This is a genomic window from Streptomyces sp. CB00316 (assembly GCF_001905595.1).
GTDB lineage: Bacteria > Actinomycetota > Actinomycetes > Streptomycetales > Streptomycetaceae > Streptomyces.
In genome coordinates, this window is sequence record NZ_LIXI01000016.1 from 40,175 (window position 1) to 61,521 (window position 21,347).

Sequence of the window (21,347 nt, forward strand, 5' to 3'; positions counted from 1 at the left end):
TTGGGTGACGGTAGTCAACAGTTCGCGATATGCCAGAGGCGCGACAGAACGACGGACCCGACAACAGACGCGACAAGAGAGGCGCCGCCATGACGGCATTCTCCCTCGAACCGGCACAGACCGCCTGGTGCGAGGAGCTGCGCACCCTCGCCGAACAGCAGCTGCGCCCGCTGGCGGAGAAGGGAGAGCCCGGGCGCGTCAACCGCCCCCTGCTGGCCGCCCTCGGTGAGCTGGGGCTGCTGGAGCGGATGTTCTCCTCCGGCGCGCTGGACCTGTGCCTGCTGCGGGAGTCCCTGGCCCGGGGCTGCACCGAGGCCGAGACCGCGCTCGCCCTCCAGGGCCTCGGCACCACGCCGATCGTCCGGGCCGGCACCCCCGCCCAGCGCGAGCGCTGGCTCCCCGAGGTCCGGACCGGGCGGGCGGTCGCCGCCTTCGCACTCAGCGAGCCGGGCGCCGGGTCCGACGCCGGGGCCCTGAGCCTGGCCGCCGAACCCACCCCCGGCGGCTGGCGGCTCACCGGCGAGAAGTGCTGGATCTCCAACGCCCCCGAGGCCGACTTCGCCACCGTCTTCGCCCGCACCACCCCCGGCGCCGGCTCACGCGGCATCACCGCCTTCCTGGTCCCCGCCGACCGCCCCGGACTCACGGGCCAGGCCCTCGACATGCTCTCCCCGCACCCCGTCGGCACCCTGGAGTTCGACGGCGTACCGGTCACCGCCGACGACGTCCTCGGCGAGCCCGACCGGGGCTTCCGGGTCGCGATGGACACCCTCAACCTCTTCCGGCCCAGCGTCGGCGCCTTCGCCGTCGGGATGGCCCGCGCCGCCCTCGACGCCACCGTGGGCCACACCGCCCGCCGCACCGCGTTCGGCGGTCCGCTGAGCGACCTCCAGGCCGTCTCCCACCAGGTCGCCGAGATGGCCACCCGCACCGAGGCCGCCCGCCTGCTGGTGTACGCGGCGGCCGCCGCGTACGACGCGGGGGAGAGCGGCGTGCCGGGCCGCGCCGCGATGGCCAAGCTGTACGCCACCGAGACCGCGCAGTACGTGGTCGACACCGCCGTCCAACTCCACGGCGCCCGGGCCCTGCGCCGCGGCCATCTGCTCGAACACCTCTACCGCGAGGTCCGCGCGCCCCGGATCTACGAGGGCGCCAGCGAGGTGCAGCGCGCCATCATCGCCAGGGAGCTGTACGCCACCGCCGCCGCCCAGGAGTCCTGAGGAGCCGCCCGAATGAGCCCGTCCCATCGGATCAATCCGCCCGAACTCTCCCCGCCCACCGGCTTCTCGCACGCCGTCGTCGCCACCGGCGGCCACCTGGTCTTCCTCGCCGGGCAGACCTCCCTCGACCCGGACGGCAAGGTCGTCGGCGCCACCCTGCCCGAACAGTTCGCCACCGCGCTCACCAACCTGCTCACCGCCCTGCACGCGGCCGGCGGTGCCCCCGCCGACCTGGCCCGCGTCACGGTGTACGCCACCGATGTGGCCGACTACCGGTCCCACGCCGCCGAACTCGGCCGGATCTGGCGCCGGCTGGCCGGGCGTGACTACCCCGCGATGGCGGTCATCGGGGTGGCCCGGCTCTGGGACGAACAGGCGATGGTCGAGATCGACGGGATCGCCGTGCTGCCCTGAGCGGGACGGCGCCCGACGTCGTGCCGCATTCGCGCCAAGAACCCGAAACGCACCCCCCCGGGTAAAGAATTCGTCAAGAGGGTCGCGTTTGGCTCTCCGGGTGCGGCACCACAGGGAACACCTCCACCTGCGTTCACAGTGACCCCTGCGTCCGCCGTTGAAGCTCCCTCGGGCGCGTCGGGGGCCTCAGCGTGCCGGATCGCGCGCGGCGTGCCGGTCCGATGAATCCACTGGGGCGATATATCTGTATTTGGTGCCCTCTATCTCGGTTGTCTCGCCGCTCGACCCGGACGCCACGCCGTGATCGGGCTCATCATCGGCCACTTCGTCCTGGCCGCCTTCGCGGGCCCGCTGGTCCACCGGCTCGGCAGGCGCGCCTTCCTCGTGCTGGCACTGCCTCCCGCCGCCGCCACCGTATGGGCACTCACCCGATGGGGCACCGCCGCCTCCGGTGAGGCCGTCACCTGGTCCTGGCAGTGGATCGCGGACTACGACGTCTCGCTCGCCCTCCGCCTGGACGCGCTCTCCGAGCTGATGGTCCTGATGGCCGCCGGGGTCGGCGCCCTCGTCCTGGTCTACTGCGCCTCCTACTTCCGCGACAACACCCCGCAGCTGGCACGGTTCGCCGGGAACCTGCTCGCCTTCGCGGGGGCGATGCTGGCCCTGGTCCTCGCCGACGACCTGATCACGCTGTACGTCTTCTGGGAGCTGACCACCATCTTCTCCTTCCTGCTGATCGGCCACGGCAGCGAACACCGCCACAGCAGGCGCTCCGCGCTCCAGGCGCTCACGGTCACCACGCTCGGCGGCCTCGCCATGCTGGTCGGCTTCCTGATCGTCGGTCAGGCCGCGGGCACCTACCGGATCTCCGAGATCGTCGCCGATCCGCCGGAGACGAGCCTCGCCATCCTGGTCGCCCTCGTGCTGATCCTGTCCGGGGCGCTGTCCAAGTCCGCGATCTGGCCGTTCTCCATGTGGCTGCCGAACGCCATGGCCGCGCCCACCCCGGTCAGCGCGTATCTGCACGCGGCCGCGATGGTCAAGGCCGGTGTCTACCTGGTCGCCCGGCTCTCCCCGGCCTTCGCCGACGTACCCGTCTGGAAGTCCGTCGTCCTGGTCCTCGGCGGCGCGACCATGCTGTTCGGCGGCTGGCGTGCGCTGCGCCTCAACGACCTCAAGCTCATCCTTGCCTACGGGACCGTCAGCCAGCTCGGCTTCCTCACCCTGCTCGCCGGGACCGGAGACCGGAACGCGGCCCTCGCCGCCGTCGCGATGATCCTCGGGCACGCCCTGTTCAAGGCACCGCTCTTCCTCGTGACCGGCATCGTCGACCACTCCACCGGCACCCGTGACCTGCGGAAACTCTCCGGAGTCGGCCGCTCCCTGCCGTACGTGGCCGGGGTCGCCGCCCTCGCCGCCGCCTCCATGGCCGCCCTGCCGCCGCTGCTCGGCTTCGCCGCCAAGGAGGCCGCGTTCGAGGCGCTGCTGCACGGCTCGGCCGCCGACCGCTGGGCGCTGGCCGTCGTCGTGCTGGGCTCGGCGCTGACGACCGCGTACACCCTGCGCTTCGTCTGGGGCGCTTTCGCCCGTAAGCCCGGCGTCCCCGACACGCCCGTACACCGCGTGGGCCGGGCCTTCCTCGCCCCGCCCGCCCTGCTCGCCGTCCTCGGCCTGGTGCTCGGCCCCGGCGTCGGGCTGACCGACCGCCTGTTCAGCGCCTACGCCGACACCTATCCGGCCCCCGCCGACCCCTACCACCTGGCGCTCTGGCACGGATTCGGCATCGCGCTGCTCCTGTCCGCCGTCGCCTGGGCGGCCGGTACCGGCCTCTTCCTCGCGCGCGGCACCGTCACCAAGGTCTCCCGCCGCATCGCCTGGCCCACCGCCGACAGCGTCTTCGGCCATCTGCTGCTGGGTCAGGAACGGCTCGCGCTCCAGGTCACCGGCTTCATCCAGCGCGGTTCCCTCTCGGTCTACCTGGCGACCACGCTGCTCGTCATGGCCGGCGGGCAGCTCGCCGTACTCGTCACCGACCAGCCCTGGCAAGGCGCTCCGGCCCCCCGGGTCTGGGACAACGAGCTCCAGGGCGGCGTGGCCGTCCTCACCAGCATCGCGGCGCTGCTCTGCCTGACCGTACGCCGCCGCATGAAGGCGGTCGTCCTCAGCGGCCTGATCGGCTACGGCACCGCCCTGCTCTTCGTCGTGCAGGGCGCGCCGGACCTGGCACTCACCCAGTTCTGCGTCGAGACCGTGGCGATGATCGTCTTCGTCCTGGTGCTGCGCCGGATGCCGGTCCACTTCGAGGAGACCGTCTCCCCGTGGCGGCGCGCGATCCGGATCCCGGTGGCTCTTCTCGCGGCCGGCACCATCGGTGTCGCCGTCTGGTTGGCCGCCGCCGCGCGGACCGCCGAACCCGCCGGCGCCGCCATGGTCAAGGAGGTCGCCGACCACGGGTACAAGGACGTCGTCGCCACGATCCTCGTCGACCTGCGCGCCTGGGACACCATGGGCGAGTCCGCCGTGCTGGCCGCCGCCGCGATCGGTGTCACCAGCCTGATCTACCTGCACCGCCGCAGCGACGGGCCGATGCTCCCGGGCGAGCTGAAGGGCCGTACCGCCTGGTCGATCGCGGCCCACCACACCGCGCGCCTGCCCCGGGGCGACGAGGTGGCGCCCGAGCGCGGCTGGCTGGCCGCCGGCTCCACCCTCGCCCCCGAGCACCGCTCGATCGTCTTCGAAGTGGTGGCCCGGCTGCTCTTCCACCCGATCCTGATCCTCTCGGTCTACCTGCTGTTCTGCGCCGAGAACATGCCCGGCGGCGGTTTCGTCGCGGGGCTCGTCGCCGGCGTCGCCCTCATCACCCGCTATCTGGCCGGCGGCCGATTCGAACTGGCCCAGGCCGCGCCCCTGCAACCAGGGCTCTTCACCGGACTCGGCCTGTTCATCTCGACCGCGGTGGGGCTCCTCGGCCTGGTGGACGGCACCGTGCTGCACGCCTTCACCTACCACGGGCACCTGCCGGTCTTCGGTGACTTCCACATGAGCACGCCGATCCTGTTCGACTTCGGCGTGTACCTGCTGGTGCTCGGCGTCGTCCTGGACATCGTCCGGGCCCTCGGCGCCAAGATCGACCGGCAGATCGAACGGGCCGCCGGGGCCCTGACCGCGCCCGACAGCACGACGGCGGAGGGAAGCCCCCGATGACCGTCAGCGCCTCACTCCTCATCACTGCCGTGGTGCTCTGCGCCGTGGGGGCCCTCCTCATGCTGACCCGGCCGCTGACCCGCATCCTGCTCGGCGCCGTCATCCTGAGCAACGGGGTCAACCTGCTGATCCTCGCCTCGACCGGTACCGCCGGCGCCGCACCCCTCCTCTACGGGGTCGACCTGCGCCGGGTCACCGACCCGCTGCCGCAGGCCATCGCGCTGACCGCCATCGTGATCACCCTCGGCACCACCGCGTTCCTGCTCGCCATGGCCTACCGCAGCCACCAGATCACCGGCACCGACGAGGTGCACGACGACCTGGAGGACCGGCGCATCGTGCTCCGCGCCGAAGTGTTCTCGGAGCGTGCCCAGTTGCGCGAGGAGTTCCGCTCGGGTTCGGAACCCACCGCGGACGAGCGCGAACGCTACCGGGAGGAGCGCCGCAGACTCCGCGACCGGCTACGCGCGGACCGCGCCCGCCAGGCCCGCGGCCGTGACGCCTCCGGCGATCTCTGGAACGACGTCATCGGCGCCGACCCCGAGGACTACGACCGCGACGGCGACACCAAGGCCGACGACCGCTATCCCCGCGACGAACGAGGAACCACCGGATGAACGCGCTCGTCCCGCTGCCGGTGCTCCTGCCGCTCTGCGCCACCGGCCTCAGCCTCACCTTCGGTACCCGGATGCAGCGCTTCCAGCGTTTCATCAGCGTCGCCGTACTCACCGCCGTCCTGGCGCTGTCGATCATCCTGATGATCGCCGCCGACCGCCACGGCCCGCTCTCCGTCCACCTCGGCGACTTCGCCCCGCCGCTCGGCATCACCCTCGTCGCCGACCGCCTCACCGGGCTGATGCTCACCGTCTCCTCGGCCGTCACGCTCTGCGTGCTGATCTACTCCATCGGGCAGGGCATGACCGACCGGGACAAGGAGACCCCGGTGGCGGTCTTCCACCCGGCCTATCTGATCCTCGTCGCCGGGGTCTCCTGCACCTTCCTCGCGGGTGACCTCGTCAACCTCTTCGTCAGCTTCGAGATCATGCTGGTGGCCAGCTTCGTGCTGCTCACTCTCGGCGGCACCGGGCCCCGGATGAGGGCCGGTTCCACCTACGTGATCATCTCGCTGTTCTCGTCGATGGTCTTCCTCATCGCCATCGCCATGACCTACGCGGCCCTCGGCACCGTCAACTTCGCGCAGCTCGCCGAGCGGCTGCCCGGACTCCCGCTCGGTGTGCAGACCCTGATCGAGGCGATGCTGATCACCGTCTTCGCCATCAAGGCCGCCGCCTTTCCGGTCGCCGCCTGGCTCCCCGACTCCTATCCGACGGCGCCCGCGCCGGTCACCGCCGTCTTCGCCGGACTTCTCACCAAGGTCGGCGTCTACTGCATGATGCGGACCGAGACCCTGCTCTTCCCGGGTAACCGGATCGGTGACCTGCTGATGGCCGTCGCCCTGGCCTCGATGCTCATCGGCATCCTCGGTGCGGTCGCCCAGACCGACCTCAAACGGCTGCTCTCCTTCACTCTGATCAGCCACATCGGCTTCATGGTCTTCGGGATCGGCCTCGCCACCCGCGAGGCGTACGGCGGTGCCATCGTCTACGTCGTCCACCACATCACCGTGCAGACCACCCTGTTCCTGGTCGCCGGGCTGATCGAACGCCGGGGCGGCACCACCGAGCTGACCCGGCTCGGCGGACTCGCCAAGGCCGCGCCGATACTGGCCCTCCTCTTCTTCGTCCCCGCGATGAACCTGGCGGGCATCCCCCCGCTCTCCGGCTTCATCGGCAAGCTCGGGCTGATGCGCGCGGGCGTCGCCGACGGCTCCGCCTGGGCCTGGATCCTGGTCGCGGGATCGGCGGTCACCAGCCTGCTGACGCTGTACGTGACCGCCAAGGTGTGGAACCTGGCGTTCTGGCGGGCCGCCCCGCCAGGACAGGCCGAGGCGGGCACGGTCCTGGAGTCCGGGGACGACAGCGACGACGACACCGACGAGGGACCCGACAACATCCCCGGCACCGGTGACGAGGGCATCGAGCCCGTACACCGTCCGGTGGGCCAGGCCGTCGCGGCGACCCTGCACGGACGGGCCGTCACCACCACCAGCCGACTGCCCCGGCCCATGATGGCGGCGACCGCCGCGACCGTCGCGCTGGCCCTGTCCTTCACGGTGCTCGCCGGACCGCTCACCGCCTTCACCGACCGCTCGGCCGTCGAACTGCTGAAGCGCACGCCCTACATCGAGGAGGTGCTGGGCAGATGAGCCGTTTCCTGCGGTTCTCGTTCCGCGACGCCGACCTGCCGCCGATGAGCTGCAAGGTCGGTCGGCACGGAAGGGTGCTGGACCTGCCGCTGATCGCCTGGCTCACCCTCATCTGGGTGCTGCTCTGGTCCACCCTCAACCTGGCCAACGTCATCACGGGCGTCGTCGTCGCGAGCGCCGTCTGCCTGGCCTTCCCGCTGCCGCCGGTCGACCTCGGGCTCCGGCTCCACCCGTGGGGCATCATCCGCCTCGCCGGATATCTGCTCTACGACATGTACACCTCCGGCGTGCGGGTCACCCGGCAGATCTTCAGCAGTACACCGCACCGGGCCGCCGTCATCGGCGTGCCCCTGCGCTGCCGCGGCGACCTGATGCTCGCCGCCGTCGCGGTGGCCGTCTCCAACGTGCCGGGCGGCTCCGTCATCGAGGTGCGCCGGGCCACCGCCACCGTCTTCCTGCACGTCCTGGACGCGGACCGGCCCGAGAAGCTCGAAGCCGCCCGCCGCCAGGTCTGGCGACTGGAGGAACTGACCGTACGGGCCTTCGGTACCCGGGACGAGATCGCCCGGGTCGCCGAACCGCCCCCACCGCCGCAGCTCGCCGCAGGAAGGCCCGCACCATGAGCGCTCTCCACCAGGTCGACCGTATTCTGCTGACCGCCGCCGTCGTCCTGGTGCTGGTGGCAGGCCTTCTGCTGCTGGTCCGGATCTGGCGCGGCCCCTCCATGCTGGACCGGGCGATCTCGCTGGACGTGATCGCGGCCCTGATCATCGCCGGCCTCGGCGCCAAGTCCGCCGTCGCGCTGGACCCGTTCTACTTCCCGATCATGATGGTGCTCGCCTTCCTGGGCTTCACCGGATCGGTGGGCATCGCCCGCTTCATCGCTGTACGCGACCGGCCCGTCGTCGCCGTCCCGTCCCCGGCCCCGGTTCGCGGCGCCGACGAGACCAAGGAGGGCCCGAAGTGAGCGCCTGGCTCCAGATCCTCGACACGGCCGGGGCCCTGCTCGTCCTCCTCGGCGCCGCGATCTGCCTGCTCGGGGTGATCGGCATGCTCCGGCTGCCCGACGTCCTCTCCCGCAGCCACGCCGCGACCAAGCCGCAGACCCTCGGCATCATCCTGGTCCTGGCCGGGGTCGCCCTCCGGCTGCGCACCGGCATGGACCTCGCCACCCTCGCGCTCATCGGCTTCTTCCAGATGCTCACCGGCCCGGTCGCCTCGCACCTGGTCGCCCGCTCCGCGTACCGCACCGGGCAGGTCCAGCACGAGGAACTGCTCTTCGACGAACTGGACGAGCAGCTCACCGACGGCAGGCAGCCTCCTGGCCCGGCCTGACAGAGCCGCTTCCGGCCGGGCATGATCACGGAACTGACCTTTTGCAACCTCATGTTGAGGCGTGGTGGAGGACGAGGACTGCCTTCACGATGTCGGTGATCCGGTTGGTGCTGCAGCGGAGCTTCCGCAGGAGGCGCCAACCCTTCAGCACGGCCATGGCCTGCTCGCCGACGCAGCGGATCTTTGCGTGACTGCTGTTGTGCCGTCGTTTCCAGCGCTTGAGCCGGCGGCCCCGGAAGGGGACTCGAATGTGCCGACCGGCGCCTTGGTAGGCCTTGTCCGCCCAGCACTTCAGGCCCACGGCGGCGAGCGCGTCGACGATGCCATGGCTTCGGACCGCGGTCAGGTCGTGAGTGGCTCCGGGCAGGGCTGGCGACGCCCAGAGCAGTCGGTAGTAGGGGGTGTCGGCGGCGATCCGGTCGATCGGCAACAGCGTGCCGTCCAGGATCACGAACGCTTTCGTGCGGGCCGTGTCCATCGCCGTGGCCAGGGTCGGTGCGCGAGCGGCCAGGACTCCGATGGCCTCGCGTATGTACCGGTAGACGGTCGCGACGCCGATTCCGAACCCGGCGGCGAGCTGGGCGTAGGTGTCGCCGCATCGCAGGTGGGCCAGGGCGAGCAGGGCCTGGCGGCCGGCGGGCAGTCGTCGCCACCGGGTCCCGATCTCCCGTTGCCGAACTGCGAGCTCCTCGGTCAGGTGCCGCAGGGCACTGCTGGACAGATCGATCGACGACGGGTAGACAAGCACGCGAAGCTCCTGGCGGCACGGGTGATCTTGGTCGAGCACCCGTCTACCAGGAGCTTCGTCGCTCCGTACAGCCCACACCGACCAACACCACAACCCCGCCGTCAGGTGGGAAAGGGCTCATTGGTCGCGGGCGTGCTTCAGCACGTTGAGGTGGCCTACGTGGAAGAGGTCGAAGACGCGTGACGCGTAGCCGACAAACTTGCGCTTCCTGTGATAGCAGCGGCCTCCCTGGCCATGCTGCTGCCGCAGTCACCCGCCGTCGCCGAAACCACGCCCGGCGCGCCTCTGGCTGACGGCACTGTCACCACCATCGGTCCCGGCCTGTATGAGTCTGCCACGACACGTACAAACATTCCGGGAACTTATGCGATCCGAACGTGCGTCCGTAAGACCATTGAACTGGAGGCAACTCCTCCATTCATGGGCATTGTTGAGGCCCGGAGCAATACTCAAGACCTCTGGATCGGCGTCGGGTGACCCGCGAAAGGGGTACCTTGCCAAATGGTCCTGGGACGGTCCGAGTCCCTCTCTGTCAGCCTTGAGTGAGACTTCCCGCTTCGGCGGGAGAGCTTGAGAGGGCACTGACAGGAGAACCACCCCATCAGGACCAGCGCCAAGCCCGCCTGATCCGACCCGGACGTCACCTTCCACGAGGACGACTCCCAGGTCGGGACCGGTACGGCTCCGCGGGCGACGGCCGGCTTCCGCAACCTGGCCATCAGCACGATCCGCCTCGCCGGACGAGCCGGCATCGCCCACGCCTGCCGCGACCTACTCCACCACGGGACGCTTGCGCCGTTTGCGACATCTAATCAACCATCATGAAACCGGGCAGAGCGGAACTACGCCGGAATCGTTCCTGGAGAACGATGACTGGCTTCGAAACCGAACTCGTCCAAATCAAGCCATCACAACGAGGCTGAGATCAATCGGTCCACAGATCTCGACGACTACTTTTGGCCCGTGATCAAGCCATGAGTACGCATACTCATGCGTCCCATGTGATCGTGTGACAAAAATTCATCTATGCCATCAATTCGCTTCACTGCGTCCGTCGTCATAGCGGCTGCGGGCTCCCTGGCCCTGACCGCCTGCGGCACCCAGACAGCCTCATCCACATCCACCACCCCGGTCGGCCCCCAGGTCTCCGCCTCACCCGCCCGGCAGCCCACCGAGAAGCAGTTCCTCGACATCCTCAACAAGTTCGCGCGCCAATGCTCCCCCGACGCCCCCAGCGGCAGCGGAGCCGCACCAGATCCCGGAACACTCCCCGGCGGCATCCCCGGCGGTGTAGCCCCCCGCACCAACAAGCCCGCCGGGACACCTGACGCGAACGGCGACATACCCATCCCCGTCGATGACTCAGGTGAGATGCCCGACAAGCCCATGCAGTCCGGCCCACCACAGGAAGTCGAACTCGGCGAAATCGAAAAGTGCGCCGCCGCCAAGCACGCCGAGCGCCTGACCACCACAGCAGCCGGAGCGCCGCACACCACCTACAGCACACTTCAGCACACCGTTATCGCCGCCGGATACCGTACCGACCGCATCCACAAGATGCCCGACCTCGGCGGCGACCCGCGCGCCCGAGTGGACCTTCGGTTCATGGGCTCCGGCCTGGCGGTGGAAGTCGTCGGCACCGGAACAGGCGTGATCGCGACACCCTTCGGCGCCCCCGAAGACGAGAGCGTGTCCGTGACTGAGGTGAGGCGGAAGCCGAACCTGGACGCACCGTCCTCCTGAACTGCGAGTGAGCCGTTCCGGATTCGGTGGAGACTCGATTCCGTGAATGGATTGAGCCATGGCACGCCCTTCCCGTTACCCGGTTGAGCTGCGCCGTCGCGCGATGCGCATGTTCGCCGAGGTCCGTGGTGACTGTCCGAACGAGTGGACCGCGCTGCGGGCGGTCGCCCAGAAGCCGGGCATCGGGGTAGTACGGGGTGTCGGCGGCGATCCGGTCGATCGGCATGCAGTTGTGCGCTCAGATAGCGCAGCGTGCGGGCTGGACAGATCAATCGACGACGGGTAGACAAGCACGAGAAACTCCAGGTGGGGCACGGTGGATCTTGGTCGTGACACCTCCGACCAGGAGCTTCATCGCGCTGCAGAGCCGTCCAAGTGACGCACATCGCAATGAGGTTGGAACCAGCTCACTGTTCCGTCCCCGCCAATCACACCCCGGCCCCGGCGCTCGCATGCCATGATGCGGGCAATGCCGGACGCTGGGGGGCGTATGGGAAACACGGGCACAGTGCTGCGCGAACTGCGCGGCGCCCAGAAGAGCACCAAGGGCGTCTCGCTCTACTCGCGATACGTGAACCGCCCGGCCGGGCGGTTCCTCGCAGCGGGCGCGTACCGGGTCGGGGTGACGCCCAATCACGTTACGCTGATCAGCGCACTGTTCACCTACGGCGCGCTCGCGGCGGTCGCACTCGTGGAGCCGTCCTGGACGCTGGCGCTCGCGGTCTACGCGGCGCTCGCGCTCGGCTTCGCCTTCGACTCCGCCGACGGCCAGCTCGCCCGGCTCACCGGCCGGGGTGGACCCGACGGGGAGTGGCTGGACCACGTCGTTGACTGCGGCAAACTGCTGCTCGTCCACACCGCCGTGCTGATCTCCTTCTTCCGCTTCGGCGAACTTCCTTCGCAGGGCTGGCTCCTGCTGCCGCTGGGCTTCCAGCTGGCCGCCGCGGTGACCTTCTGCGCGGGGCTGCTGCGCGAACAGCTCGGAAAGGCGGCGGCCACCGCACAGGCGGCCACCGCACCGGCCGGACCCACCGCACCGGCCGGACCCGCCGCACCGGTCTCGCGGGTGCGGGCCATCGCCTTGCTGCCCGCCGACTACGGAGTCTTCTGCCTGGTGTTCCTGCTGCTCGGCGCACCCGGGGCCTTCCGGGCCGGGTACGCCGTGCTCGCGGTGGTCCACACGCTCTTCCTGGCGGCCTTCCTCACCAAGTGGTTCAGGGAGCTGAGAGCGCTCCGTCCCGGCTGACCAGCACGTCCAGCGCTCGGCGCAGCTGGGTGCTGGACGTGTGCACGGTGTACGGGAAGTAGACGACCTCCACGCCGACCTCGGCGAAGTCGCGCTCCAGCTTCTCCCCCTTCTCCGTGCCCCGCCAGTCGTCACCCTTGAAGATCACGTCGAACCGGACCTGCTGCCAGGTCTCGACCTTGTCCGGCACGGTCTCCACGAAGGCGGCGTCGACGAACCGCACACTGCGGACGATCTCCAGCCGTTCGCGCAACGGGATGACGGGCGTGTGACCCTTGGCGAGGGCGGCCATCTCGTCCGAGACGACCCCCGCGACCAGGTAGTCGCACTGACTGCGGGCATGCCGCAGGATGTTGAGGTGTCCCACATGGAACAGGTCGTACGCCCCGGGGGCGTACCCCACCCTGTGCTGCACCATCCGTATCTCTCCCCCCACGGTCAACGTGATCCGGTGATGTTCCAACGACCTTACTGTGAAGAACACTTGTGCAAGCCGTGAACGGATAAGCTGGGGAAGGGCTGTTCCCGCAGGGAGCGGCGGCTGTTGTGGGGGGAAGGCGATCGTCCGATGTCCGATGTCGAGCGGCACAGGCCGTTTCTGAACCGCCGCCTTCTGGTGGTCTCGACGAACTACGCACCAGAGGTCACGGGCATCGGCCCGTACGCGACTCAACTCGCCGAGCACTGGGCCGCGTCGGGCGCCCGGGTGCGGGCGCTCACCGGTATGCCGCACTACCCGTCCTGGCAGCTGGACGAGGCGTACCGCAGTGTGTGGCGGACGGTCGAGACACGCGGCGGTGTCGGCGTGCACCGGCGCAGGCACTATGTGCCGACCCGTCAGACCGCTCTGCGACGTGCCGCGTTCGAGGCGTCCATACTTGCCTCCGGGTTGTTCGCCCCGCCGCCGGGACGACCGGACGCCGTCATCGCGCAGATGCCCAGCCTCGCCGGCGGGGTGATCGGTGCCCGCCTCGCCCGCCGCCACCACGTCCCGTACGTCCCCGTCGTCCAGGACCTGATGGGCGCCGCCGCCGCGCAGAGCGGCATACGGGGCGGAGGCAGGGCGGCAGCGGTCGCCGCGGCGGCCGAGCGGTACGCGCTCAGCGGCGCCGCCCTCGTCGGCGTCATCCACGAGAGCTTCGTCCCCGGCGTCACCGCCCTCGGTGTCGACCCCGGCCGCATCCGGCTCGTCCCCAACTGGACCCATGTGCAGGGGCCCACCGCCGACCGGGCCGCCACCCGGGCCCGGCTCGGCTGGGGCCCGGCCACCCCCGTCCTGCTGCACGCCGGCAACATGGGCCTCAAGCAGGGCCTCGACGTCCTCGTGGACACCGCCCGCCTCGCCCCGGACGTCCGGGTCGTCCTGATGGGCGACGGCAACCAGCGCGACGCTCTGCGCGCCCGCGCCGAGGGACTGCGCAACGTGGACTTCCTGGAGCCCGCGGGGGCCGCGGAGTTCACCGACGTCCTCGCCGCCGCCGACGTCCTCGCGGTGACCCAGCGGGCCTCCGTCCTCGACATGAGCGTCCCCTCCAAGCTCACCTCGTACTTCGTCTCCGGCCGCCCGGTCATCGCCTCCGTCGCCGACGAGGGCGGCACCGCCGACGAGGTGCGCCGCTCGGGAGCCGGGGTGCTCGTCGCCCCCGAGCACCCGGCCGCCCTGCTGGCGACGTTGCGGAAACTGGCCGCCGACCCGGCCGCGGCCGACGCGCTGGGGGCCGAGGGTCCGCGATACGTGGCGCGCCACCTGAGCCGGGAGGCGGGCCTCGCCCGCTTCGACGACCTCCTCACCGAGGCACTGCAGGACGGACAAGGGAGCCCCCGTCGATGACCCCCGTGAACCGTGTCCTGGACGACCAGGACGAACCGGCGCTGCTGCGCGACCAGTTCCGCCAACTCCTGCGCTACCGGGCGCTGCTGGCGGTCGGCGTGGTCATCGGGCTGCTCGGCGGCGGCTATCTCGCCCTCAGCGGCGAGGACACCTACACCGCCACCGGCGAGGTGCTGGTCCGCTCCGCCATCTCCGACCCCTTCGCCAGCGGGGCCACCGCCGACAAGGGCATCAACATCGGCTCCGAGCGCCAGACCGCCGTCAGCGACACCGTCGGCACTTTGGCCGCGGGCACCCTGCTCAAGAAGGGCGACGACGTCGCCGCCCGGGAGCTGCTCGCCGGGCTCCAGGTCACCAACCCGCCCAACACCCTCACCCTCCGCTTCGCCTACACCGGCGCCACCCCCGAGCAGTCCCGGGCCCGCGCCGAAGCCCTCGCCAACGCGTATCTGGCCCACCGCAAGGCGCGCACCGAGGAATCCATCAAGAACATCTCCGACGGCTACCGGGCGCAGCTGGACCCGCTGGAGGAGAAGCGCGACCTGCTGGAGAAGCAGATCGGCGCGGGCGCGGCCGACGATGTCACCAGCGCCCGGGCCAACATCATCGTCTCCATCTCCGAGCTCAGCCGGAAGATCTCCGAGCTCAAGGCCCTGGACACGACCCCCGGCTACCTCAACAAGAAGCCCGTCGCGCCCACCTCGCCCACCGGCCCAGGCCTGCCGCTGCTGCTCGGCCTCGGCGGAGTCGTCGGCCTCGCGCTGGGGCTGCTGCTCTCCTGGGTGCGGCTCGTCTTCGACCCCGCCGTACGCTCCACCCGCGAGCTGGTCCGCTCACTCGGCGCCCCCCTGCTCGGCACCCTGCCCCGCGAACGCGGCGCCGCCGGTTCGGTCCTCGCCATCGGCCGCAGCGGCTCCCGGCTCGCCGAGGAGTACCGGGCCGTCGCCTTCCGGCTCGCCTACGACCCCTCCTTCGCCGAGAGCCGCCGCCTGCTGGTCACCGCCCCGCGCGGCGACAACGAGGAGGCGGCCGCGGCCGCCGCCAACCTGGCCGCCGCCTTCGCCGAGATGGGCCGCGACGTCCTCCTGGTCGAGGCCGACCTGCGCACCCCCTCCCTCGCCGGTGCCCTGGGTTCCGCCGCGCACGAGGTCCGCCCGCCGCGCTGGGCCGGCGAGGAGGGCGACGGCAGCTGGCCCACCGGTGGCCGCTCCAATGTGGACGTCCCCGGATCCGGCGCCTTCGCCCTGATCCCCGGCACCACCGTCGACAACGTGCCGCGCGCCCTCACCTCCACCCCGGTCGGCCGCATCGTCGCCGAGGCCGACCGGCCCGGCAGCGTCGTCATCGTCCTCGCCCCGCCCGTTCTCTCCTACGCGGACGCGGTCGCCCTGGTCGACCGGGTGGAGGGCGTGATGGTCGTCTGCGATCCGCGCGCGGTGCACCGCAGCGACCTGGAGCGCATCCGCGAGATCATCGGCGCCTCCGGCGGCTCCGTCCTCGGTGCCCTGCTCCACCCGGGCCGGCGGCGGCTCACCCGGTCGGAGCGTCACCCGAAGTCCGGCCGGCGCCGGACCGGTGGCGGTGGAGGCCCCACCCCGCCCGCCGAGCCGGACGGGCCCGAGATCACCGGCGACCCCACCGAGACCCTCGGCCTGCGCTCCTTGACCCTTCCGGCGACGCGGCGGTGAGAGCCCGCACGGCCGTCCTTTGCTCGGTCGCGGACCAGGGCGTGGCGGCGCTCACCAACATCCTGGTGCTGGTGGCCGCCGCCCGGCTCTCCACCGTGCCCGACTTCGCCCGTTTCTCCGCCGTCTACCTGGTCTTCACCGTGCTGCTCGGCGTCTCGGGCGCGTACACCGGGCAGCCCCTCGTCCTCAAGCGCGGGGCGGGGGAGGAGACCCGCAGCGCGTGCCGGTCCGCCGCCGCCTTCACCGTGCTGGCCGCCGCGACGCTCGGCGCGGCCCTGGCCGCCGTCTGCCTCCTCGTCCCCGGGGACACGGCGCGGGCGCTGCTGATGCTCGGCCTCGTCCTGCCGGTGGTGCTGGGCCAGGACGCCGTACGGTACGCCTTCTCCACCCTCCAGCAACCCCATCTCGCCCTCCTGTCTGACCTGTTGCGGCTCGCCTGCGTCCTCGGCGCGCTCGGGACGCAGGTGTACGGGGCCTCTCCCGCCCGCCTGATCACCCTCTGGGGCCTCTCCGCCCTGCCCGCCCTCCTGCTCTCCGCCGCCCTGCTCCACCGCTCCACCGCCGGGACCCCGCTGCTGCTGCGGCCGATGCTCCGGCGCGGCCACCTCGGGCAGCGGTTCACCGTCGAGTTCGGCGTCGGCAACGCCACCAGCCAGCTCTCCGTCCTCGGCCTCGGTGCCGTCGGCAACCCGCTCCTGGTCGGCGCCCTGCGCGGGGCGACCACCCTGTTCGGACCGCTGAACGTGCTGTTCACCTCCGCCACCTCCTTCGGCCCCCCGCTGCTGGTCCGCATCCCCGACGAGCGCCGCCGGATACGGGCCACCGCCGCCCTCGCCGCCGTACTCGCCACCACCGCGGGGCTCTGGGCCACCGTCCTCGCCCTGCTCCCCGACCGCGTCGGGCGCCAACTCCTGGGCGACACATGGTCCGTGGCCGCCGCCCTGCTGCCCGCGACCGGCAGCCAGTACGCGGCGATGGCCGTCGGCACCTGCGGGCTGCTCGCCCTGCGGATGCTGGATCCGCGCACCACGCTCGCCATCCAGGTGGTCTTCTCGCTCACCACCGTGGCGCTCCTCGCGGGCGGTTACGTCGTCGGGGGCGTCCTGGGCGCCGCCTGGGGGCTCTTCCTCGGCTCGCTCTGCAAGGCCGCCGCCACCTGGATCAGGGTGGCCCGGCTGCGCCGCCGCACCCCGGCTGCGGAGGAGGCCGTCACCGTCGACGCCTTGCCCTCTGCTCCCTGAACGTGCTGATCAGCAGCAGACACAGCGCGGCGATGGCCAGCTTCCCCGCCGCCTGGAGCAACGGTCCGCGCAGCAGGATGAAGGTGTACCCGGCGATCAGCGGCGCGGCGATGGCCAGCACGCTCCCGGGGCCGGGTCCGGCCCGGGTGACGGCCCGCGCGTACCGGCGGTCGGTACGGGCCGCCGCGTACCCGATCAGCGCCATCCCGCCGGCCATCCCGGTCGCGCCGAAGTCGACCCAGAACTCGGTCCACAGCGGGGCCGACAGGTTGGTCATCCGCAGCCCCATCCACTGCCCGACCCGGACCCCGGTGTCCTCCGGCTTCCCGCTCCACACCGCGCGTGGTACGAAGAACAGAGCGGAGCCCGTCAGTTGGCGGCCGTAGGTGTGGCCCCGGGTGTCGACCCACGAGATGGTGTTGGCGAACATCACCATCTGGTCGTAGTCCTTGGTCACCAGCGGCTCGAAGACCGAGGCCGACTGCGCGGGCCGCTGCCCTTCGTCGTCGTACCGGAACTTGTCCGCGTACGGGAACACCACCAGCGCACCCACCACCCCCGTCGCCAGCACCGTGCGGTAGACCGCCGCGCTGCTCGGGAGCGCGGTGAACACGAACGCCATCAGCACCGTCAGGAACCAGTAACGGGCGTTGGAGATGGGGTTGTTCACCACCAGGTTCAGCGCCCCCAGCGCCACCCAGACCAGCACCGTCGACGGGGTGCGGCGGGCCCGGTAGGAGGTTGCCAGACGGCGGGTGTAGAAGAGCAGCGCCAGCAGCGCCGGGACCTGGCCGAAGCCCTTGACGAAGGCCGAGCCCACATTGGACCCTTCCGTGACCACCCCGCTCGCCGCGACGGTCTCGTTGATCTCCTGCCGGCTGGTGAAGAAGACCGCGGGCCCGCCCAGCTTCATCACGTAGAAGGCGCTCGCCGCGAACGCCACCAGCACCAGCAGCCGCAGCCGCAGCGGCTGCGCCACGGCGGGCCCTCTGCCTCCCGGGCGCCGCGCGGAGACCGTACGCCGCCGCAGCGGCCGGCGCGAGGCCAGCAGCGCCCCCAGGTCGTAGGCGGCGCACCCCACCAGCACCATCGCGATGGCCGTGATCAGGTCCTGGCGCGGCCCCACCATCGGCGTCGGCGTCTGCCCGATCACCACCTGGGCGAACGGCGCCACGCCCATCGCTATGTACACGAACATCCAGAAGACGCCCTGGAGCAGCCGCCGCCGGGTGGAGAGGATCATCGTCGCGAGCCGGGCCCCGGCGTAGCAGGTCAGGACCAGCTGGAGCCAGTACGCGGTGTCCCGGACGCCGTTGCCGGGCTGCGCGGCGATCACCGCGGGCAGGAAGCAGACAAGACCCAGGATGAGCGGCACCGAAAGGGCCCGCGACAGCATCGACCACGCGATCGGCCGCTCGGGAGGCTCGAAAGGACCGCCCCGGGCCCCGGGCCGTTCGGGACGCACGGCCGCGTCGACGGTCCTGCCGCCGGCCGTGTCGCCGGCCGGTCCGTGCGCCGACGTGTGCACCGACGTCATGCGCCCCCCCCGGGATCAGTGAATCACTGAACACTCTAACGAATCAGCCCACTTGGGGAGGGCCGATGACTACCCTGTGAACAAGTGGCCGTAGTCGAGGGGAACTCTGGTGAAAATCCTGCACGTCGTCACGCTCCACACCCCGGACCACGCCTTCGGCGGTCCGACCCGGGTGGCGCTCAACCTGTCCAAGGTCCAGCGTGCCGCCGGGGACGACGCCCGCATCATGGCCCTCGGCGACGGCTTCCCGGGCGGGGACCTGCCCAGCCATGTCGAGGGAGTTCCGGTCCACCTCTTCCAGGCCCGGCACCTGCTCCCGATGTTCGAGGTCAGCGGCATCACCTCCGCCGCACTGCTGCGCACCGCACGCCGCATGATGCGCGGCGCCGACCTCGTGCACGTCCACCTGATGCGGGACCTGGTGACCCTGCCCGCCGCGCTCCTCGCACTCGCGACCCGTATCCCCCTGGTCGTCCAGACCCACGGCATGATCGACCCGACCGAGAAGAAGGTCGCCCAGCTCACCGACCTGCTCGGGGTGCGCAAGGTGCTGCGCAGCGCGGACGCCGTCCTGCACCTCACCGAGATGGAGCGGCTCGACGTGAACGCCGTCGCCGCCCCCGTCCCGCTCACCCGCACCGTACGGCTGGTCAACGGCGTCCGCCCGCAGGAGCGCAAGCCCGCCCGCGATGCCGACCGGCCGCCGACCGTGCTCTACCTGGCCCGCATCCAGAAGCGCAAGCGGCCCGAGGACTTCATCGCCGCGATGCCGCACGTCCTGGCCCGTCACCCCGACGCCCGGTTCGTACTGGCCGGACCTGACACCGGCTCGCTGCCCGGCACCCTCGCCCTCGCCCGGGAGCTGGGCGTCACGGACTCCCTGGACCACGTGGGCCCGCTGGAGCACGACGAGGTGCTCGCCGCCGGGCGCGAGGCCGATGTGTACGTGCTGCCGGCCATCGAGGAGCCCTTCCCGGTCTCGGTCCTGGAGGCGATGTCGGTGGGCACCCCCGTCGTCATCACCCGCACCTGCGGGCAGGCCCCCGATGTGGCGGAGGCCGGAGCGGGCCGGGTGATCGACAGCCGGGTCGGCGAGGACGCGGCCAACGCCCGCAAGGTCGCCGACGCGATCCTGGAGCTGCTGGAGCCGGAGGCCGCCGAGCAGGCCGGCAAGGCGGCCTGGGACCTGGTCAACGACCAGTTCACGATCGAGGTCGTCACCGCCACCCTCCGGCGGACCTACGAGGACGTGGTCCGCCGGAGGCGAGGGTGAGAACCAGGCCCGTCAACGTAGCGGCTTCTCCCGGGACTTGAGTGCGATCTGCCAGCGGTAGAAGCTCATCGCCAGCGCGAAGTCGAACCCGGCCCGGCCGTCCAGGAAGCCGCGTCGGTAGAGGTACATGTACGCGAACGACACCACCGGCTTGAACGGTGCCTTGTGGAACAACTGCCCCTGACGTGACTTGACCTGGCGCACCTGCTCCTTCACCTGGGGGTGGTGCTCCAGCCACGCCTCCCAGTCGGAGTACCGGTTGTGCCGCTCGAACCAGGCGGTGACGGGGTCGAGATCCTGGTGCTCGATGGGGTGCTTCAGCGTCCCCACCGTCGCGGCGACCGGCTGGTAGTGGCCCTCCACCTCCCCGATGCCCGGCGCGTCCAGGTCCCCGACCTCCGGGTAGTACGCGCGGGTCCGGTCGGTCAACGACCGCTTGCGGATGGTGTATCCGTGCCGCAACCGCTTTCCCGAGAACCAGTACCCGAGCGGGATGTCGTACGCGGCGGGCCTGGGCGCCGCCGGATCCCGGAAGACCTCCCGCAGCTCGGCCAGCAGCCCGGGGCTGAGGCGCTCGTCGCCGTCCAGTAGCAGGATCCAGTCCAGATCGGTGCGGACGTTCTCCAGGCACCACTGCTTCTTCCGCGGGTGGCCCCCGTCCCAGGTGTACGTGACCACCTCGGCCCCGCACTCCTCGGCGATCTTCACCGTGTCGTCGGTGCTGTGGGAGTCCACCACGACGACCGCCTCGAAGTGGCCGAGCACCGACTTCACCGCCTCGGCGATGTTCAGGCCCTCGTTCTTCGTGGGGATCGCCACGGCTATCGGGAGTTTCGTCTTACCAGCGGTCATCCCTCGGCTCCTTCGGCCAGCCAGGCGTAGCAGCCTGTGGAGGTGAACGTACGGGCGGACTTCGGGATGGTGATCTTCCGTGACGTGCCCGTGTCGGAGGTGCCGGAGGCGAGCTCCTTCCCGCCCGCCCCCTCGATCTGCCACGAGCAGTGCGTGGTGGGGGAGGCGGACCGGTAGACCCCGGGCCGCAGGGTCTTCCCGGTGTGGGTGCCGTCGGCGTAGGCGTACGCGGCCTCGTCGACCAGGTCCTGGTGCTGGGGGCAGAGCCCCGCCACCGCGGCCGGCGCGTCGGGGATCTCCTGGGTGGCGATGGCGCCCACGGCGGTGTCCCGGTCGGCCTTGACCAGGTAGCGCAGCTTGTCGCAGGTCTCCTGGCCGGTCTGGAGCACGGCGGCCGGGTCCATGCCCTTGGGCACCCGGCCCTCCAGGTACTCCTTCTGCTTCTTGGTGAAGGTCCCGGTGGCCGGGGTGATCTCGTCGGAGGGTGTCTTCGGGCCCTCGGCGGTGGCGGCGGGGGCGGGAGGTCCGGGGGCCGCGGGCTCCTCGGTGGCGGGTGCCGTTGGCGGCGCGGGCGCGGCGGGCGTGGTCGGTGTCGGGGCGGACGGGCCGGGGACGGAGGGCCCGGAGGCCGCGGGGCGCTGGGCGCCCGCGGCCTCCGGGCCGTTCCCGTCCGCGGACGAGCCGCAGGCGGCCAGCGCCGCCACCGCCATGACGACGGCGGCGCCGGCCAGGAACGGATTCCTCATCGG

19 protein-coding genes are annotated in these 21,347 nt (G+C 71.2%); 14 read left to right on the plus strand and 5 right to left on the minus strand.

Translation table 11 applies throughout. The features are described 5' to 3' along the window. The first annotated feature begins 89 nt into the window (after positions 1–89). From AMK21_RS32060 to mnhG, 8 genes are all read left to right on the plus strand, one after another. Positions 90–1,220, plus strand: a complete 1,131-nt coding sequence (locus tag AMK21_RS32060) for an acyl-CoA dehydrogenase family protein (RefSeq protein WP_073882668.1) — start codon at positions 90–92, stop codon at positions 1,218–1,220. A 12-nt stretch (positions 1,221–1,232) separates the two neighbouring features. Continuing rightward, entirely contained in the window at positions 1,233–1,634 is a 402-nt protein-coding gene (locus AMK21_RS32065; protein ID WP_073882669.1) for a RidA family protein, read from the plus strand. Between the two features lie 300 nt (positions 1,635–1,934). Beyond that, the gene (locus AMK21_RS32070) at positions 1,935–4,838 is read left to right on the plus strand and encodes a Na+/H+ antiporter subunit A (protein WP_073882670.1); all 2,904 of its coding nucleotides are present in this window, start codon (positions 1,935–1,937) and stop codon (positions 4,836–4,838) included. Next, positions 4,835–5,455 (plus strand): Na(+)/H(+) antiporter subunit C, encoded by a 621-nt coding sequence (locus tag AMK21_RS32075; RefSeq protein ID WP_073882671.1) that lies wholly within the window; start codon positions 4,835–4,837, stop codon positions 5,453–5,455. Before AMK21_RS32070 ends, AMK21_RS32075 begins: the two co-directional genes overlap by 4 nt. Further along, positions 5,452–7,104: a Na+/H+ antiporter subunit D gene (locus tag AMK21_RS32080; protein ID WP_073882672.1), complete on the plus strand. Its 1,653-nt coding sequence runs from the start codon at positions 5,452–5,454 to the stop codon at positions 7,102–7,104. The genes AMK21_RS32075 and AMK21_RS32080 overlap by 4 nt, the downstream gene beginning before the upstream one ends. Next, positions 7,101–7,727: a Na+/H+ antiporter subunit E gene (locus AMK21_RS32085; protein ID WP_073882673.1), complete on the plus strand. Its 627-nt coding sequence runs from the start codon at positions 7,101–7,103 to the stop codon at positions 7,725–7,727. Before AMK21_RS32080 ends, AMK21_RS32085 begins: the two co-directional genes overlap by 4 nt. Further along, positions 7,724–8,071, plus strand: coding sequence for a monovalent cation/H+ antiporter complex subunit F (locus AMK21_RS32090; protein ID WP_073882674.1), 348 nt, complete (start codon positions 7,724–7,726; stop codon positions 8,069–8,071). Before AMK21_RS32085 ends, AMK21_RS32090 begins: the two co-directional genes overlap by 4 nt. After that, complete coding sequence (gene mnhG / locus AMK21_RS32095; protein ID WP_073882675.1) at positions 8,068–8,439, plus strand: monovalent cation/H(+) antiporter subunit G; 372 nt, start codon at positions 8,068–8,070, stop codon at positions 8,437–8,439. The genes AMK21_RS32090 and mnhG overlap by 4 nt, the downstream gene beginning before the upstream one ends. Before the next feature lie 49 nt (positions 8,440–8,488). Here mnhG and AMK21_RS32100 read toward each other — a convergent pair whose 3' ends face one another. After that, positions 8,489–9,187 carry an IS5/IS1182 family transposase gene (locus AMK21_RS32100; RefSeq protein ID WP_073882676.1) on the minus strand — a complete coding sequence of 233 codons (699 nt, stop codon included), beginning with the start codon at positions 9,185–9,187 and terminating at the stop codon, positions 8,489–8,491. A 1,026-nt stretch (positions 9,188–10,213) separates the two neighbouring features. Between AMK21_RS32100 and AMK21_RS32110 the strand changes: the two genes are divergently transcribed. Beyond that, on the plus strand, positions 10,214–10,930 hold the full coding sequence (locus AMK21_RS32110) for a hypothetical protein (RefSeq protein WP_073882678.1): 717 nt from the start codon (positions 10,214–10,216) through the stop codon (positions 10,928–10,930). A 490-nt stretch (positions 10,931–11,420) separates the two neighbouring features. Further along, the gene (locus tag AMK21_RS32115; protein WP_073882679.1) at positions 11,421–12,176 is read left to right on the plus strand and encodes a CDP-alcohol phosphatidyltransferase family protein; all 756 of its coding nucleotides are present in this window, start codon (positions 11,421–11,423) and stop codon (positions 12,174–12,176) included. On the opposite strand, the gene AMK21_RS32120 is transcribed toward AMK21_RS32115, so the two are convergent. Beyond that, complete coding sequence (locus AMK21_RS32120; protein WP_073882680.1) at positions 12,145–12,594, minus strand: adenylyltransferase/cytidyltransferase family protein; 450 nt, start codon at positions 12,592–12,594, stop codon at positions 12,145–12,147. The two genes, AMK21_RS32115 and AMK21_RS32120, sit on opposite strands and share 32 nt — an antisense overlap. Positions 12,595–12,744: 150 nt before the next feature. Here AMK21_RS32120 and AMK21_RS32125 point away from each other — a divergent pair, with 150 nt between their 5' ends. Genes AMK21_RS32125 through AMK21_RS32135 form a run of 3 tightly spaced genes read left to right on the plus strand, consistent with a single transcriptional unit; the run spans position 12,745 to position 16,936 of the window. Further along, positions 12,745–14,007 carry a glycosyltransferase gene (locus AMK21_RS32125; RefSeq protein WP_073882681.1) on the plus strand — a complete coding sequence of 421 codons (1,263 nt, stop codon included), beginning with the start codon at positions 12,745–12,747 and terminating at the stop codon, positions 14,005–14,007. After that, a complete protein-coding gene (locus AMK21_RS32130; protein WP_073882682.1) occupies positions 14,004–15,695 on the plus strand; it encodes a lipopolysaccharide biosynthesis protein in 1,692 nt (563 codons plus the stop codon). The genes AMK21_RS32125 and AMK21_RS32130 overlap by 4 nt, the downstream gene beginning before the upstream one ends. Further along, positions 15,692–16,936, plus strand: coding sequence for a hypothetical protein (locus AMK21_RS32135; RefSeq protein WP_073882683.1), 1,245 nt, complete (start codon positions 15,692–15,694; stop codon positions 16,934–16,936). The genes AMK21_RS32130 and AMK21_RS32135 overlap by 4 nt, the downstream gene beginning before the upstream one ends. Here the strand turns inward: AMK21_RS32135 and AMK21_RS32140 are convergent. Next, a complete protein-coding gene (locus tag AMK21_RS32140) occupies positions 16,905–18,473 on the minus strand; it encodes a hypothetical protein (RefSeq protein ID WP_073882684.1) in 1,569 nt (522 codons plus the stop codon). The two genes, AMK21_RS32135 and AMK21_RS32140, sit on opposite strands and share 32 nt — an antisense overlap. A gap of 109 nt (positions 18,474–18,582) precedes the next feature. Here AMK21_RS32140 and AMK21_RS32145 point away from each other — a divergent pair, with 109 nt between their 5' ends. Continuing rightward, positions 18,583–19,746, plus strand: a complete 1,164-nt coding sequence (locus AMK21_RS32145) for a glycosyltransferase (RefSeq protein WP_073882685.1) — start codon at positions 18,583–18,585, stop codon at positions 19,744–19,746. 12 nt (positions 19,747–19,758) lie between these two features. Here the strand turns inward: AMK21_RS32145 and AMK21_RS32150 are convergent, their stop codons facing one another. Together AMK21_RS32150 and AMK21_RS32155 are read right to left on the minus strand one after the other, a co-directional pair. Beyond that, positions 19,759–20,598, minus strand: coding sequence for a glycosyltransferase family 2 protein (locus AMK21_RS32150; protein WP_073882686.1), 840 nt, complete (start codon positions 20,596–20,598; stop codon positions 19,759–19,761). Next, the gene (locus tag AMK21_RS32155) at positions 20,595–21,344 is read right to left on the minus strand and encodes a hypothetical protein (RefSeq protein WP_073882687.1); all 750 of its coding nucleotides are present in this window, start codon (positions 21,342–21,344) and stop codon (positions 20,595–20,597) included. Before AMK21_RS32155 ends, AMK21_RS32150 begins: the two co-directional genes overlap by 4 nt. Between the last annotated feature and the right edge of the window lie 3 nt (positions 21,345–21,347).

Coding starts and splice junctions, on each gene's coding strand:
- AMK21_RS32150 (WP_073882686.1), bottom strand. CDS start 20,598: ATGACCGCTGGTAAGACGAAACTCCCGATAGCCGTGGCGATCCCCACG.
- AMK21_RS32065 (WP_073882669.1), top strand. CDS start 1,233: ATGAGCCCGTCCCATCGGATCAATCCGCCCGAACTCTCCCCGCCCACC.
- AMK21_RS32110 (WP_073882678.1), top strand. CDS start 10,214: ATGCCATCAATTCGCTTCACTGCGTCCGTCGTCATAGCGGCTGCGGGC.
- AMK21_RS32115 (WP_073882679.1), top strand. CDS start 11,421: ATGGGAAACACGGGCACAGTGCTGCGCGAACTGCGCGGCGCCCAGAAG.
- AMK21_RS32085 (WP_073882673.1), top strand. CDS start 7,101: ATGAGCCGTTTCCTGCGGTTCTCGTTCCGCGACGCCGACCTGCCGCCG.
- AMK21_RS32140 (WP_073882684.1), bottom strand. CDS start 18,473: ATGACGTCGGTGCACACGTCGGCGCACGGACCGGCCGGCGACACGGCC.
- AMK21_RS32075 (WP_073882671.1), top strand. CDS start 4,835: ATGACCGTCAGCGCCTCACTCCTCATCACTGCCGTGGTGCTCTGCGCC.
- AMK21_RS32125 (WP_073882681.1), top strand. CDS start 12,745: ATGTCCGATGTCGAGCGGCACAGGCCGTTTCTGAACCGCCGCCTTCTG.
- AMK21_RS32130 (WP_073882682.1), top strand. CDS start 14,004: ATGACCCCCGTGAACCGTGTCCTGGACGACCAGGACGAACCGGCGCTG.
- AMK21_RS32155 (WP_073882687.1), bottom strand. CDS start 21,344: ATGAGGAATCCGTTCCTGGCCGGCGCCGCCGTCGTCATGGCGGTGGCG.
- AMK21_RS32080 (WP_073882672.1), top strand. CDS start 5,452: ATGAACGCGCTCGTCCCGCTGCCGGTGCTCCTGCCGCTCTGCGCCACC.
- AMK21_RS32060 (WP_073882668.1), top strand. CDS start 90: ATGACGGCATTCTCCCTCGAACCGGCACAGACCGCCTGGTGCGAGGAG.
- AMK21_RS32120 (WP_073882680.1), bottom strand. CDS start 12,594: ATGGTGCAGCACAGGGTGGGGTACGCCCCCGGGGCGTACGACCTGTTC.
- AMK21_RS32090 (WP_073882674.1), top strand. CDS start 7,724: ATGAGCGCTCTCCACCAGGTCGACCGTATTCTGCTGACCGCCGCCGTC.